This window comes from Streptomyces kebangsaanensis, from assembly GCF_001906585.1.
Taxonomy (GTDB): Bacteria; Actinomycetota; Actinomycetes; order Streptomycetales; family Streptomycetaceae; genus Streptomyces; species Streptomyces kebangsaanensis.
The window spans coordinates 26,777-40,148 of sequence record NZ_JUJA01000080.1; the positions used below are offsets into that span (position 1 = coordinate 26,777).

Consider the following 13,372-nt stretch of genomic DNA (forward strand, 5'->3'; position numbering starts at 1 on the left):
GGGCGGCGGACTGCCCGTGGAGGGAAATCCCGTTGTCCATACACCTGATGGTCATCGCCGCGTACCTGCCCGACGATGTGGTGACCCAGGGTCAGAAGCTGGCTCTGATGAAGATCTGCGACTCGGCCGACGACGAGACGCGCCTGTCCAAGCCGGGTATCCGCAGGCTGCGGGCGTGGGTCGGCGTCACCGAGAAGCGGTGCATGACCATCGTCACCGAGCTGGTCGCCAAGGGCCTCATCGAGCGCGTGGAGGTCGGCAAGCAGGGCCGCAGAACCGTCTACCGGGTGTTCCCCCTGGGGGTGCCCCAGATCCCGTCCAACGACGATCTGGACGCCCGTTTCAAGGCAGCTGACGCGGCCCCGAAGAACCCGCGCAAGGTCCGCAACGTTGCGCGTTCGGCGCCGGCGAGGCCCGCGATGACGCACGAGGACATCGACGCGCGTGCACTCGCGGCCGGCGAGGGCGTGAAGGAACCAGAGGAAGCAGGGTTTCACCGGTGGAACCCTGACGAGGACGAGGGCAGGGTTTCATCGGTGAAACCCTCTGGGTTTCACGAGTGGAACCCTAAGGGTTTCACCGGTGAAACCCCTTCTCTTCCTTCTTCTTCCTCTTCTCTTCCTTTCCCCCCTACCCCCACGGCTGACGCCGCGGGGGAGCCCGGCCGTGGCTGCCCAAGACACCCTGCCCCGGCTGCGAGTTGCCGTGCCTGCGGCACGAACCTGCGAGCCGCTCGCGCGGCTGCCGAGAAGGATCGGGCGGAGAGTGACCGGCAGGCGCAGCAGCAGTGGCTGCGCGGCTATCAGGAGGATCTGGCGCGGGCACGGCGGGTCGCGCAGGAGCGGCCGGAGGATGTGGAGGCGGCCCGGCTGGCGGCCCGTCAGGCGGCCCGCCAGGGCCGGGAGAAGGCCCGTGAGGCGCAGGGCAGTGCTCCGCCGCCCGAAAAAAATCCTTGACCCCTAGCTGCGTGAGGGTAGAATGAGAGGATAGCTGGAGGGAGAGGAGGGCCCATGAGCCCCATGGAAACACTCGCACGCAGGGCTGCCGGCAAGCGCGTCGGCTGCAACCACAACGTTCACCCCGACGACCGGTGCCGCGCTCCGAAGGAGGGAGCCAGCAAGGCGCCCCAGCTCGAGGAGTGCGGTTGCCTGCGCGGCGTGGAGGAGCTGCTGGCGCTCGACGAGCTGGGGCTCTGACAGCGAACCCTCGGTGCGGGCGGCGGTCGACGCCGCCGCCCGCCTTCGGATGTGCCACACCGTTCGACCGACGACCCCTTGGAGGCAACATGAGCAACCCGATCACCGCCCCGGCCGCTCACCGCTTCGCCGACACGGCGGAGGGCTACGACGCGACCCAGTGCCGCGACGACATCCGCGACGGCGACGTCCTGGTCGTCGAGTCCGAGCGCGTCGTGGGCTTCCTCGACGCGGCCTGGCCGGTCGCCATCACCGAGGCGCACGGCGAGTTCCACGGCCTGAAGATCCCCGCCCGCGAGCACCACGGCGGTCGCTTCACGGCCAGTGCCGAGCTCGCCGAGCAGATCGCCGCCGAGCTCGGCTTCCCCCTGGCGGCCAAGCCGGCTCACTCGGCCTGACCTTCGATGCCCGCAGCCAGCCGGTGCGAGAGCATCGTATGCACCTGATGCCAGCACCCCAGACCGGCCGACAAGATCCGGTACTGGGACGGCAGGCCCCAGTGCATCGACGTCATCCGCTGCACGCAGCCCATCCCCCGCAAGACCGGTTCCTGACCGCAAGCACGAACGGGCGGCGGAAACCCCCGCCGCCCGTTTCCAGATGTGCCACAACTCTGTACTGTGGCGCCACAGCTCTTGGAGATCACGTTGAACCTCGCACCCATGCCTGACCACCGCCGCGTCGACCGCCCCGAGTGGCAGGCCCTGTGGCGGCAGTACGAGCCCGTCACCACGCCGCTGCGCGCGGCCGGTCTCGTCTGCGACGTCGACACCTGCGGCGGACAGACCGTCATCTACGCCAACCTGCCCGACGGCACGCACCTGGCCATCGGCTGCGGCAACGACTGCCTGCCCGACCGCCTGCAGGACGTCACCGGCTGGATCATCACCCGCGGCCACGACGACAACCCGAACTACGACGGCCTGGCCTACAACTCCAGCGAGGGCGGCGAGCACGCCCAGCACGGCGCCGACATCATCTCGATGCTCGCCGCGACCGCCCTGTACCTGGGCACGCTGCCCGACCCGGACACCCGCCAGGCCGGCGACAGGCTCGGCAAGGCCCTGCTGGCCACCGCCCAGCGGTTCGCCGTCAGCTTCACCGGCGTCGACGCCCAGCACGCCACAAAGTCCGGCCACCTGTGCGGCCCCTTCGACAGCCAGGCGCAGACGGTCAAGGAGTACGGCTGGCAGACCCACCTCCTTCAGGAGAGCGGCTGGGACCTGGTCCACGAACAGGGCGGCGACGACCGGCCGCTGACGGTCTGGCGGCGCGCTGGCGCCGTACAGGTCGTCTTCGTCTCCCGCCTGCCCCTCGTCTGACCACCCTCGCCCGACCGGCCCGGCCCCGCACCGCGCGGGGCCGGGCGGCCATCTCTTGGAGAACACCTTGCTTGCAACCCTTCCCCGCGACCTGGAGCTGACGTTCAACGACCTGCTCGCCGGGGCCGGCGGCTCTACCTCCGGCCTGAAGGAGGCCGGATGGACCGGCAGACTCGCCATGAACCACTGGCGGACCGCCATCGACAGCCACGCCGCCAACCACCCCGACTGCGAGCACCTGGTCGCCGACGTCACCGGCTACCCGATGCGGTTCCTGCCCCCCGCCCTCCTTCTATGGGCCAGCATCATTTGCTTTCCGGCCGGGACGCAGATCCTCACCGACCAGGGCCTCAAGCCCATCGAGGACGTGAAGGTCGGCGACCGGGTCCTCACCCACACCGGCCAGTGGAAGCCCGTCACCAAGACGATGGTGAACACCGGCCCCACCGTGAGGGTCAAGGGCCACGGCCACCCCGGCCTGGAAACCACCGCCGAGCACCCCTTCTACGCCCGTCGCAGCGCCCGCGTATGGAACAACGAGATCCGCGACTCCCGGCGCCAGTACGAGGAGCCGCAGTGGGTGCCCGCCGCCGAACTGGCCGGGCAGCACTGGGCCACGCCCCGCACGTTCGGTGAGCCGCTGCCCATACCGGCCGTGCCCGGACGAGGCGCAGAGTTCACCGAACGGTTTTGGTGGATGGTCGGCCGCTGGCTCGGCGACGGGTTCCTGACCCGCATCAACCGCGAACCGGACCGCCTGCCCAAGCAGCCCCGGCTGCGGTCGCAGCCCGCAGGATCGCCGTGCGTGACCTGCGGCGAATCGGCCCGCCCCAACGGCAACTCCACCACCGGACGGGTCTCGCCGTACTGCTCCGACACCTGCAAGCGCGCCGGAAGAAGGCCCCGCAAGTCCAGCAGCGACCACAGGGTGTTCATCTGCTGCGGCCGCCACGAGGCCGAAGAACTCGGTGCCGCTTTGGATGCCATCGCCCCGCCGACCGGGTCGAGGGCGAAGGGCGGAGAGCTGCGCTGGACCCGCTCCAAGAGCCCGACGACGGCCGTGTTCATCACCGCCCACCAGGGTCTCGCGCAGTGGCTGGAGGACAACTTCGGCCGCCACGCTGACGGCAAGAAGCTGCCCGCGTGGGCGCTGACGATGCCCGAGCAGTGGCGGCGTGCCCTGCTCGACGGCTACGTGTCCGCCGACGGCAACCTCCACCGCAGCGCCGGTCTGACGGTCCGCTGCAGCACTGTGTCCAAGCAGCTCGCCATCGGGATCCGGCTGCTCGCGGTATCCCTCGGCCACGTCGCCACCTTGTACCTCAGCGACAAGCGCACCAGCGGCGTCATCGAGGGCCGCCAGATCACCATGCGGCCCGTGTGGACGGTTACGTGGACCGTGGACCCGTCCCCGGCCCACGCCAAGCACATGACCGACGAACTGCACCTGTGGACTCCTGTGAAGAAGGTCAGCCCCGCGCAGGAGTCCACGACGGTCTACAACCTGGCGGTGGCCGACGACGAGTCGTACATCGCTGACGGCATCGTCGTCCACAACTGCACTGAGGTGTCCCCGGCCGGTGGCCGCGTTCACCCCACCGATCAGCTCGACCTGTTCCAGGTCCTCGACCAGCTCGATGGCGACGAGGCTGAGGAGTGGAAGGCGCTGACCCCGGAGGCGTTCGAGCGGACCCGGGCGACCGCCTGGTGCGTGGTGCGGGCGTGTGAGGCCAAGCGGTTCCCGTACGTCGTCATCGAGAACGTCGTCGAGTTCGCCCTGTGCTGGGTGCTGTTCAAGACCTGGGTGAAGGCGATGACGGAGCTCGGCTATGAGCAGCCGCAGATCCTGTGCGTGTCCTCCGCGCACGTCGGCGACGACGACAACGAGCGCGCCCCGCAGTGGCGCGACCGGATTTACCTCGCGTTCCGCCTCAAGGGCATGCCCAAGCCGGACCTGGAGCCGCGCCCGCTGGCGTTCTGCTTCGAGTGCGGCAAGGACGTCGCCGCGAAGAAGGCGTGGTTCGACCCGCGGGTCCGCATCGGCAAGTACGGCCGCGACTACAGCTACCGCTGCCCCAACCGGCGCTGCCGCAACGCCGAGGTCGAGCCGTACGTGCGCCCGGCCGCCTCCGTCATCAACTGGGGCGACCTCGGCCAGCGCATCGGCGACCGCAAGAAGCCGCTGGCGTCCACCACCATGGACCGCATCCGCGCGGGCCTGGCCAAGTTCCCCCACACCCCCTCCTCGATCACCCTCAACCACGGCAAGGACGGCACCGACCGCGCCTACGCGGTCGCCGAGCGGCCGTTCTCGACCCGCACCATCAAGCAGGGCGACGCGCTGCTCGTACCGACCGGCGGCAGCTGGAACACCGCCTGCAGCGACGTGGCCGAGCCGATGCGCACCCGGCTGACGCGCGAGAGCGAGGCCCTGGTCACCGTCGATCCCGAACCGTTCGTGATCACCTACCGGCAGAACGCCAACCCGGCCCTGGCCACCGAGCCGGTCACCGCCGTCACCGCGCAGGGCAACCATCACGGCCTGGTCGTCCCCGGCGGCCCCGTCCCCGCCGAGCTGCGCAACGCCCTGGTGATCCCCTACCGCAAGGCCGCCGTGAAGACGGCCGGCGAGCCCGTGCACACGCTGTCCACCCGCGACTCGGCCGGCCTGCTCAGGTCCGCGCCCGCCGTGGAGGACTGCTACTTCCGGATGCTCAAGCCCCGCGAGCAGCTGGGAGCGCAGCGGTTCCCTGACCGCTACATCGTGCTGGGCACCCAGGCCGAGCAGACCATGCAGGCCGGTAACGCGGTGAGCGTCAACGTGGCCCGGCACATCGGCGAGCGCATCAAGGCAGCCCTGTGAGCCGCGACTGGACCCTTGACGCGCCCTGCCGCGGCCGGGACGGGTTCACGCCCAGCGAGGACGACTGGAGCACCACAGCCGACCTCAAACGGCTGTGCGGGCCCCAGCTCGCCGTGTGCGGGCCGTGCCCGTTCCACGCCGTGTGCATCGCCACCGTCAAACCCGCCCAGGCCCGCTTCGACGGCGTCGCCGGCGGACGCCTGTGGTGCAACGGCGAAGTCGTCGACGCCCTCGACGACGTGTTCGAGGACGAGCTGACCGAGCCGAAGCTGCGCGCCTCCTGCGGCACCGAGGCCGGAGCCAAGGACCACCGCCGCCACGGCGAACGCGTCTGCCCGTCCTGCGCCCAGGCCGAACGCGAGATGTCCGCGCGCCGCAAAGCGGCGAAGGCCAGGCAGCCCCAGCAACTGCAGCTCGACTTCGCCACGACCTGACCGCCCGCCCCGCCCGCCCGCGCGGGGCACCGACACCCCGATGGGAGAGAACCAGTGCCCCACCCCAGCACACCGCGCCCGCTGCGCCAGAGCCTGCAGCCGATGATCGCCGGCGCGCTCCTGGCCAGTCTGCACCCCGGCCTGGCCGCCGACAGCATTGAGGTCGACCACATCGGCGTCGCCACCGGCAACGACCCGCTCGGACTGCGGATCTTCCTGTACCACCCCGAAGACGACGTCTTCGCGCAGTGGGCCAAGGCCATCGACGCCACCGAGTTCGGCAAGCCGCGGCCCACCAGCCGGCCCGGCGAGCTGTCCCACACCATCACCGGCCGCGTGGGCCACGCCCCCGTCGAGGTCACCTGCGTGAGCCTGCGCGGCGAGTGGGTGTGGCGCACCAACACCTCCACCGACGTCCACAAGCGGGACTACAGCCGGGACATGGCGGCCGTCTGCGGCGCCCTGATCGTCGGCGTCGCCGACTCCGCCCGCTGGACGCGGCCGAACCTGCGCTGCGCCGACTGCGCGAGCACCGCACCCGCCCCGGCGGCCGCGCGGTGATCCGCACCAAGGGCCGCGCCTGCACCGGCAAGCGCCGCCACGACACCTGGGAGCAGGCCGAGGACCACCGCCAGCGGCTCATCGCCAAAGGCGGGGTGCGCCTGACCGCCTACCAGTGCCGCAACCGTGCCTGCCACGGCTGGCACGTCGGCCACCTGCCCAAACCCCGCACCTGACCGACCACACCTCTTGGAGAAACCCGTGAACGACATCACCGTCCTCGCCGCCCGCCTCGGCGAGCGCGCCGCAGGCTCCTGGCAGGAAGAGGCCGCCGTGTGGCTGCTGGCCACGCACGGCCACTGGCTGCCCGAGCTGCAGCGCACCCGCCTGATCATCGACGACGGCAACGGCTCCTCCCGCATCGCCTGGCGGCACGTCGCCTCCGCCTGCCTGTCCTCCGGCGACGGCCCGCTGATCGGAACTGTCTCGGAGTGGCAGGTCCTACGCCTGGCCTGCGTGCTGACCGGACGTCACGTCCTGTCCCTGGCCAACCTCAGCTCGCTGGACGAGCCGAACCGGCGGCTCGCCCTGCACGCGATGGCGTGGGCGGCCGGCGGCCGCGCATGGGCCGACAGCCTCGCCCTGCTCACCCCCTGACCCCCGCCCCCCCGAACCGGGCCGCGCCCGCGGTGACCACTACCCGCGGGCGCGGCTCCCACCACACACCTACTGCAAGGAGTACCCCACCGTGGACACCGCCCGCCGAGCCGAGCTGGTCATGAACGTCCTCAACCGCGCCATCGCCGGTGACGCCGACGAGGGCGCGCGGCTGTTGGTCGAGGTCGCCGCGAACAGCACCGGCCAGCAGATGTTCAACGTGTGCTGCGGCTTCGCCAACGTCGCCGAGCAGGTGCTCGTCCAGCTGTTCGGCCAGCCCACCCAGGAGGGCCTGTGGGCGCTGGCCGCACCCGACCCGGCAGGCGGCCCCACGCATCCGGCGCACACCTTCGCCCTGCGGTTCGTCACCGCTTGGCTCAACGGCGACCTGCCGACCTGCCAGGCCCTCTACATCGCAGCAATCCGCGCCAGCGGCAAGGACTATGCGCGCTCCGTGTGCGCGCTCGTCGGCCTCACCGCCCACCTGGCCCGCGCCGCCGCCGAGGATCTGGCCGCCGACCGCGAGAAGCCCGCCCCGCACCCGCACTAGCCCCCCGATCCGGGCCGCGCCCGCGGTGACCGCACCCCGCGGGCGCGGCCCCCACCAACCAGGAAGGAAACACCTTCGTGCAGACAGCCCTGTTCGAGCCGCCACCGCCCCCCACACCCGACCTCGCACGTGCCGATCTCATCCTGGCGAACTCATCCGCAGGCAAGGACAGCCAGGCCATGCTTCATCACCTCGTCCAACTCGCCGACGTCGCCAGCGTGATGGACCGCGTGCAGGTCGTACACTGCGACCTCGGCGATGTCGAATGGCCGGGCACGGTCGAGCTGGCCGCCGCCCAGGCCCGCCACTACGGCCTGCCCTTCCACGTACGCAGGCGCACCCAAGGGGATCTGCTCACGCAGATCACCGAGCGGCACCGCAAGCTGCGCGCCAGGGGCGACACCACCACGCCCGCTTGGCCTTCGGCGGGGGCCCGCTACTGCACAGTGATCAAAAACGGGGCCCGGTCCGTGTCCTGATCACCGAACTCGTCGCGCAGCTCGGCCTTGAGCGGCCCGCCCGCGTCGTCAACTGCCTCGGCCTGCGCGCGGCGGAGTCAGCCGCCCGCGCCCGCCGCGTGGACGTCACCACCGATGAGGCCGCCTCCAGCGGGCGGCGCACCATCACCACCTGGCTGCCGATTCTGCGCTGGTCCGACCGGGACGTGTGGCAGGCCATTGCGGACGCCGGAACCCCCTACCACCCGGCGTACGACTCAGGCATGAAGCGCCTGTCCTGTAGCTTCTGCGTGCTCGCCGACGAAGACAGCCTGGTGACGGCCGCCCGCCTGCGCCCGGCGCTCGCCGAGCGGTACCTGGCCCTGGAACAGCAGCTCGGCCACACCTTTAAGGACGGCCTGTCCATAGCTGCCATCGTCGCCCGCGCCCGCGAGCTGGGGCCGCTGCCGCTCGTCGCCGACGGCTCGGCGCTGCGCATGGCACTGGCCGCCTGACCCCTGTTGTTCCGCGTCCCTCGAGGAGGCTTCGTTGAGCAGTCTCATCTTGGAGTCTGTCCCGCCGGCCGCACAGGCCCTCGCGCCGCCGCTGGTGATCGGCATCAGCCCGTCGCTGGCGTGCACGGGCATCGCCGGTGACGGCTGGGCCGATGCCCTGCGCTGCACGGGCCGTGGGCACCACCGGCTGCGGTGGCTGCGCGAGGAGATCCGGCAGCGCACCCGCGCGGCCGACCTGGTGGTCATCGAGGGCGCGGCGTACGGGCGGGTCGGGCAGGCCGGGCATCACGAGGCGGGCCTGTGGTGGATCCTCACCCACGATCTGTGGGAGCGGCGCATCCCCTACGCGGTGGTCGACCCGCACGCGCGGAGCGTCTACGCCACCGGCAGCGCCGACCCGGCCGAGGAGTATCCGCGGGACAGGCGGGCCCGCATCGCCAAGGGCATGGTGCGCGATGCGGTCGCCGAGCGGTACGGCCTCCTGTGCGAGGGGCCGGGCCGCTACGGCAAGGCGGGCGCGTTCATCCTCGCCGCGATGGGCCTGCACTGGGCGGGCTGGCCGCTGGCGGTGGTGCCGGACACGCACCGCCGGGCCCTGGATACGGTGCCGTGGCCCGAGCGCACCCCCCGCCTGCAAGCCCCTGACCTGCGAAAACACGGAAAAAATCTTGACCCCCGCACGCATGAGGGTAGAATAAGAGAGAAGGGCGGAGGGAAGGGTCCCCCGGCCCACGATCAAGGAGGAACGCCGTGGAGAACACGAACGAGAACACGAACGAGAACCGCACAGGCGAGCCGGTCGAGGGCGAGTTCGAGAACTCGCCGTTCGGCAAGTGGCTGGCCGCCCGCGCCGCCGACGCGATCCGCGCGTCGTACGGCTGCTAGCGCGGTGAGCGGTCCGGCCCGGCGGCCGGACCGCTCGTCGCGGTGTGCCACAACCCTCAACCATTTCCACGACTTCTCGGGGCGTCCGCCCCGGCCAACGGCCTCTTGGAGGAGCCCGTGACGCCCAAGCAGATCCTGACCCTGTTCGCCGCCAACCTCGGCGAGGCCGAGGACAGCACCGTCCGCATCGTCGGCAACAGCCTCTACGTCCGCTACGCCAACGACCCGGCCGTCCTGAAGATCACCTGCGAGATGGGGAACGCGACCGGCGAGCGGGACATCACGTTCCAGCTCATTCACCCCGAGCACGGCCCGATCGACACGGCCGGCTTCACCCTGACCCGCTCGCAGGAGTTCACCGCCGCCCTGGAGCAGCTCGACGCCTTCCAGGACATCTGGTTCTGACCCCGCCCGAGACCGGCCGCCCACCTGCCAGGTGGGCGGCCGGCCCCGCCCCCGCACACCCAACGGCCTCTTGGAGGAAGCCTTGAACAGCACCACCCACACCGACCCGCTCGCCGCCCCGTACCCGCTCGCCACCGGTCACACGGCCGACCGTCTCGCCGACATCGTCGTCGGCGGCTCGCACCTGCAGCACCTGCTCGCCGAGCGGTTCGGCCTGCGCGCCGACGCCGCCGGCGAGGCCGTGATCACCATCGACCGGGTGCTCGCCGCCACCCACCGCACGGCCTCCTACGGCCAGGACTACCGCACGTGGATCGGCTGCATGCCCGAGGTGCTCCTGAAGTGCGTGGTGGAGATGGCCGCCTGCGCCGCGGCCGACGAGTTCACCGTCGGGCACGCGGTGTACGTCGGCCGCCAGATGCTCACCGAACTGGCCCTGGTCCTGCGCCCGTTCTAAACCCGCCCCCGGGGGCCGCCACTGCGGCGGCCCCCCTTCCACCCGATTGGGAGAACAGCCATGAGCAGAACCCTTCACGCCGTCCGCCTCGACGTCGACGGCACCCTCACCGACCTGCAGCTGCCCGCCGGCAAGGGCCTGGTGGAGGCGCTGCGCGAGCACGTCGACGGCTGGGTGGAGATCGCCCACTACTCCCGCGCCGACGGCACGCGCCGCATATCGGTGGCCCTGGACGGCGACAGTGCGCTCACCAAGCCGGAGAACCTGTACGCAACCTCGCTGATCAACACGATCCGCATGCGGCAGCTGTCGTACTGCCTGTACGGGCCGGCCGTCCTGCTCGGCGCGCTGGACGACTCGCGCCGTCACACCGACATCCCCGCTCCGCTGCACGAACACCTCCCGCAGATCCTGGCCGCCCTCAAGGACCGCTACAGCACCTCCGCCTGAGACGACCACCGGCGGCCGGGCACCCGTCACGGGGCCCGGCCCTGCTCGCTGCGCACCTGAAAGGACAACCGTGAACACGGCCATCCATGTACAGCCCAACGGCCACATCGAGCACTTCCACCTGGCCGACGACCCCCAGCGCCAGCAGGCGGACATCGCCGCCGAGCTGGACGGCCCGGTCACCGCCTGGCGGCTCGGCCGCCACCTGACCGTCCACGCCGGCGTGACCGGCTACCGGCGCTCCCGCAACGGTGTCGCGCTCAGCACCTGGCAGGACCTCGCCGGCGGGCCCGGCCCGGACCTGCGCGGCCCCGTCGTCGCCACTGGGGCGCCGAGCGGTGACGGCCTGCTGCAGCCGCTCCCGGCCGCCAGCGCCGAGCTCGTCGAGCACTGGGCCCGCCTGCAGCGCGCGGCGGCCGTCGTCGCCAGCGCCCCCGAGGTGTCGGCCGCCCAGGCCACCGGCACCCGCAAGGTGCAGTGCGACGCGTACGCCGTACGCCAGGACCGGGCGAGCGGCCGGTGGGCGTTCGTCGTCCTGGACGGCATCGGAGACGACGAGGAGGTGCGGGCCCACGTCGGCCGGTGGGCGCCCGAGCTGGCCCGCGAAGCCGCCCTCCTGGGCGACCCGGCCGAGGCGATCATCCGGGTCCGCGCCCGGATCATCGACCGGGTGCGGCGGCTGCGGGGGCGGCGCTGGCACTACAGCGACCCGGGCGCGGTCGCGGTCGTCGCCGTTTATCACCCGGGCGACCCGCTGCTGCACCTGGCCTGGTCCGGCGACGCCCGCGCCTACCGGCTGTCCTACGTCGCCGGTCTCGACCCGCTGACGAAGGACCACAACTACGCGCAGGAGCTGCTGGACGCCGGCCGCACCCCCAGGCAGTGGGACCACAACTCGGTCACGGCCACCCTGGAGGACGGCGTGGTCGGCGTCGCGCGGTGCGATGTGGACATCTGCGCTCAGCTCATCCTCTGCTCGGACGGGGTGTATCACCCGCTGGAGACGCACGAGCCGGGCCTGCTGGAGATGGCTGCCGAGCTGGCGCTGGACGCGAAGGACAGCGCGGCCACGCTGGTCGCCGAGGCGCTGGCCATCGGCCGTAGGCGCAAGGAGGCGTGCGACAACGCGACCGCGCTCGTGGTGCGGTTCCCGCGGCCGGGCGCCTGAAAAAATCCCCCAGGGCAGAAATTTTCCCACGTAATCGGGCACAAACGGACATTGAGCGTAAAATAAGAGAATGGAGGGGGCTCCCTGGGTCTCCTCCGGACCACATCCAACCCCTGGAGGAGAACAGCATGACGACCGCGCCCGACACCACCATGCCCCTTCCCCCCTACCCGGGGCTGAACATCCTCGAGACCGTCGAGCGTCACGACGTCGACGGCGCCCAGGTCCGCAGCGCGCTGCGCCGCGTCAACAACGCCCTGGACATCGCCTGGGGCGCCGAGTGCGGCCTGACCAAGGGGCAGTTCACGCAGCTGGTCTGCCACTGCTTCTACAACCGGCTCCTCGATCAGGCGCTCAGGCGCCCCAGCACGTACGCCGTGGCCTTCCTCATCGAAGAGCTGGTCGGCGAACTCAGCGCCTGACCCCCACGGGCCGGGCGGCGGACAGCCCGCCGCCCGGTCCGTAGATATGCCACACCACTCGACTGAAAGAACCTCTTGGAGATCCGCATGACCGACACCGAGCCCAGCCGAAGCTGGTTCGTCGTCTTCAACGACGAACCGCACGCGATGCGCATCCTCGCCGTCCAGGCCGCCCCCGAAGACCCCGACGCCCACGCCGAGCTGTGCAGCGGCCTGTGGGTGGACTGCCTGTCCTTCTACGAGGTGAAGGCCGCCACCAGTGTCGAGGCCCGCCGCGCCGCCCGGCAGGTGTACGACATCGAACGCATCCGCGCCGTCCGCTCCCGCACCTGCCGCGCCCAGCGCCGCACCACCACCGCCCGGCCCGTCGACCAGGTCATCGACTTCGCCGCGCTCGCCCTGACCACCGCGGCGCAGGACCTGAACCTGAACAGCCGGGCCATCCGCTACGCCGACGCCCTGGCCACGTCCGCCCTGCGCGCCGGCTACCAGCACCGCTCCTGGAGGCAGCGGGAGCTGACGTTCGAGCAGTACGTCAACCAGCTCACGCTCACCTGCGCGGCAACCCTCTTCCAGTACGCCGCGCTGGCCGCGGCTGGCCGCAACGACGAGGCCGTGGCGCTGCTCGTCAACGCGCTCGCCGCCGCCACCTCCGACCTCTGACCCCTCCCCGATCACGGGCCGGGCCCCCAACTGCGGGGGCCCGGCCCCTTGCACACCACGAAGGAGAAACACCGTGCCCGACACCGGCGCCCGCCTGACCCGCATGAGGGTCTGCATCGACGACATGCTCGGCCCCTACGACGCCCAGCTCGACCCCACCCACCGGTGGAACGGCTGGCTGGTCCCCCAGTTCACCCTCGACACCGTCCGTCAGATCGCCGCCCGCACGCAGGAGCTGGCCGACGAGTACGGCCACGAAAGCTTCGACACCATCCACGTCATCGACGGCGGCACGCACCGCGGCGAGCCGCGCGTGGTCGTCGTGCACGTCCGCTGGCAGTACCACGACGACCAGCCCGAGCACGCCACCGAGGTCGTCCAGCCGAACGCCGAGGACCTGCACCCGATCGGCGGCTGCGAGTGGACCTGGTACGAGGCCGCCCCCGC

General features: G+C 71.3%; 19 protein-coding genes and 1 pseudogene. All 20 read left to right on the forward strand.

Translation table 11 applies throughout. The features are described 5' to 3' along the window. The first annotated feature begins 32 nt into the window (after nt 1–32). Nucleotides 33–956 carry a hypothetical protein gene (locus tag RH94_RS40305; RefSeq protein WP_073947585.1) on the forward strand — a complete coding sequence of 308 codons (924 nt, stop codon included), beginning with the start codon at nt 33–35 and terminating at the stop codon, nt 954–956. 54 nt (nt 957–1,010) lie between these two features. Further along, nucleotides 1,011–1,196 (forward strand): hypothetical protein, encoded by a 186-nt coding sequence (locus tag RH94_RS39550; protein ID WP_073947586.1) that lies wholly within the window; start codon nt 1,011–1,013, stop codon nt 1,194–1,196. Nucleotides 1,197–1,285: 89 nt separating this feature from the next. After that, nucleotides 1,286–1,594 (forward strand): hypothetical protein, encoded by a 309-nt coding sequence (locus RH94_RS11950; RefSeq protein ID WP_073947587.1) that lies wholly within the window; start codon nt 1,286–1,288, stop codon nt 1,592–1,594. Nucleotides 1,595–1,858: 264 nt separating this feature from the next. Continuing rightward, on the forward strand, nt 1,859–2,518 hold the full coding sequence (locus tag RH94_RS11955) for a hypothetical protein (RefSeq protein ID WP_073947588.1): 660 nt from the start codon (nt 1,859–1,861) through the stop codon (nt 2,516–2,518). Between the two features lie 67 nt (nt 2,519–2,585). Then, nucleotides 2,586–5,381, forward strand: a complete 2,796-nt coding sequence (locus RH94_RS11960) for a DNA cytosine methyltransferase (RefSeq protein ID WP_073947589.1) — start codon at nt 2,586–2,588, stop codon at nt 5,379–5,381. Next, nucleotides 5,378–5,815, forward strand: a complete 438-nt coding sequence (locus RH94_RS11965; RefSeq protein ID WP_073947590.1) for a hypothetical protein — start codon at nt 5,378–5,380, stop codon at nt 5,813–5,815. Before RH94_RS11960 ends, RH94_RS11965 begins: the two co-directional genes overlap by 4 nt. A 54-nt stretch (nt 5,816–5,869) precedes the next feature. Then, nucleotides 5,870–6,376 carry a hypothetical protein gene (locus RH94_RS11970; RefSeq protein WP_073947591.1) on the forward strand — a complete coding sequence of 169 codons (507 nt, stop codon included), beginning with the start codon at nt 5,870–5,872 and terminating at the stop codon, nt 6,374–6,376. Beyond that, a complete protein-coding gene (locus tag RH94_RS11975) occupies nt 6,373–6,552 on the forward strand; it encodes a hypothetical protein (protein ID WP_073947592.1) in 180 nt (59 codons plus the stop codon). The genes RH94_RS11970 and RH94_RS11975 overlap by 4 nt, the downstream gene beginning before the upstream one ends. Nucleotides 6,553–6,577: 25 nt before the next feature. After that, entirely contained in the window at nt 6,578–6,973 is a 396-nt protein-coding gene (locus tag RH94_RS11980; RefSeq protein WP_073947593.1) for a hypothetical protein, read from the forward strand. A gap of 91 nt (nt 6,974–7,064) precedes the next feature. Continuing rightward, nucleotides 7,065–7,523, forward strand: a complete 459-nt coding sequence (locus RH94_RS11985) for a hypothetical protein (protein ID WP_073947594.1) — start codon at nt 7,065–7,067, stop codon at nt 7,521–7,523. A 77-nt stretch (nt 7,524–7,600) separates the two neighbouring features. Next, nucleotides 7,601–8,002: a tRNA lysidine(34) synthetase gene (locus RH94_RS41300; RefSeq protein ID WP_199880928.1), complete on the forward strand. Its 402-nt coding sequence runs from the start codon at nt 7,601–7,603 to the stop codon at nt 8,000–8,002. Continuing rightward, nucleotides 7,939–8,475: a phosphoadenosine phosphosulfate reductase domain-containing protein gene (locus RH94_RS11990; RefSeq protein ID WP_199880929.1), complete on the forward strand. Its 537-nt coding sequence runs from the start codon at nt 7,939–7,941 to the stop codon at nt 8,473–8,475. The genes RH94_RS41300 and RH94_RS11990 overlap by 64 nt, the downstream gene beginning before the upstream one ends. Before the next feature lie 34 nt (nt 8,476–8,509). Beyond that, entirely contained in the window at nt 8,510–9,481 is a 972-nt protein-coding gene (locus tag RH94_RS41305) for a hypothetical protein (RefSeq protein ID WP_199880930.1), read from the forward strand. Further along, nucleotides 9,478–9,765 carry a hypothetical protein gene (locus RH94_RS11995; protein WP_073947595.1) on the forward strand — a complete coding sequence of 96 codons (288 nt, stop codon included), beginning with the start codon at nt 9,478–9,480 and terminating at the stop codon, nt 9,763–9,765. The genes RH94_RS41305 and RH94_RS11995 overlap by 4 nt, the downstream gene beginning before the upstream one ends. 82 nt (nt 9,766–9,847) lie before the next feature. Beyond that, nucleotides 9,848–10,222: a hypothetical protein gene (locus RH94_RS12000; RefSeq protein ID WP_073947596.1), complete on the forward strand. Its 375-nt coding sequence runs from the start codon at nt 9,848–9,850 to the stop codon at nt 10,220–10,222. A gap of 60 nt (nt 10,223–10,282) precedes the next feature. Beyond that, nucleotides 10,283–10,672: a hypothetical protein gene (locus RH94_RS12005; protein WP_073947597.1), complete on the forward strand. Its 390-nt coding sequence runs from the start codon at nt 10,283–10,285 to the stop codon at nt 10,670–10,672. Between the two features lie 70 nt (nt 10,673–10,742). Further along, nucleotides 10,743–11,840, forward strand: coding sequence for a PP2C family protein-serine/threonine phosphatase (locus tag RH94_RS12010; protein ID WP_073947598.1), 1,098 nt, complete (start codon nt 10,743–10,745; stop codon nt 11,838–11,840). Between the two features lie 128 nt (nt 11,841–11,968). Next, entirely contained in the window at nt 11,969–12,262 is a 294-nt protein-coding gene (locus tag RH94_RS12015; RefSeq protein ID WP_073947599.1) for a hypothetical protein, read from the forward strand. Nucleotides 12,263–12,349: 87 nt separating this feature from the next. Beyond that, nucleotides 12,350–12,925: a hypothetical protein gene (locus tag RH94_RS40700; protein ID WP_158073043.1), complete on the forward strand. Its 576-nt coding sequence runs from the start codon at nt 12,350–12,352 to the stop codon at nt 12,923–12,925. A gap of 73 nt (nt 12,926–12,998) precedes the next feature. Continuing rightward, nucleotides 12,999–13,372: pseudogene (locus tag RH94_RS40705) on the forward strand (hypothetical protein); the annotation flags it as partial.

What these genes read in the sequence shown, in the direction of transcription:
- RH94_RS39550 (WP_073947586.1), top strand. Translation starts at nt 1,011, where the DNA reads ATGAGCCCCATGGAAACACTCGCACGCAGGGCTGCCGGCAAGCGCGTC.
- RH94_RS11950 (WP_073947587.1), top strand. Translation starts at nt 1,286, where the DNA reads ATGAGCAACCCGATCACCGCCCCGGCCGCTCACCGCTTCGCCGACACG.
- RH94_RS11955 (WP_073947588.1), top strand. Translation starts at nt 1,859, where the DNA reads ATGCCTGACCACCGCCGCGTCGACCGCCCCGAGTGGCAGGCCCTGTGG.
- RH94_RS12005 (WP_073947597.1), top strand. Translation starts at nt 10,283, where the DNA reads ATGAGCAGAACCCTTCACGCCGTCCGCCTCGACGTCGACGGCACCCTC.
- RH94_RS12015 (WP_073947599.1), top strand. Translation starts at nt 11,969, where the DNA reads ATGACGACCGCGCCCGACACCACCATGCCCCTTCCCCCCTACCCGGGG.
- RH94_RS40700 (WP_158073043.1), top strand. Translation starts at nt 12,350, where the DNA reads ATGACCGACACCGAGCCCAGCCGAAGCTGGTTCGTCGTCTTCAACGAC.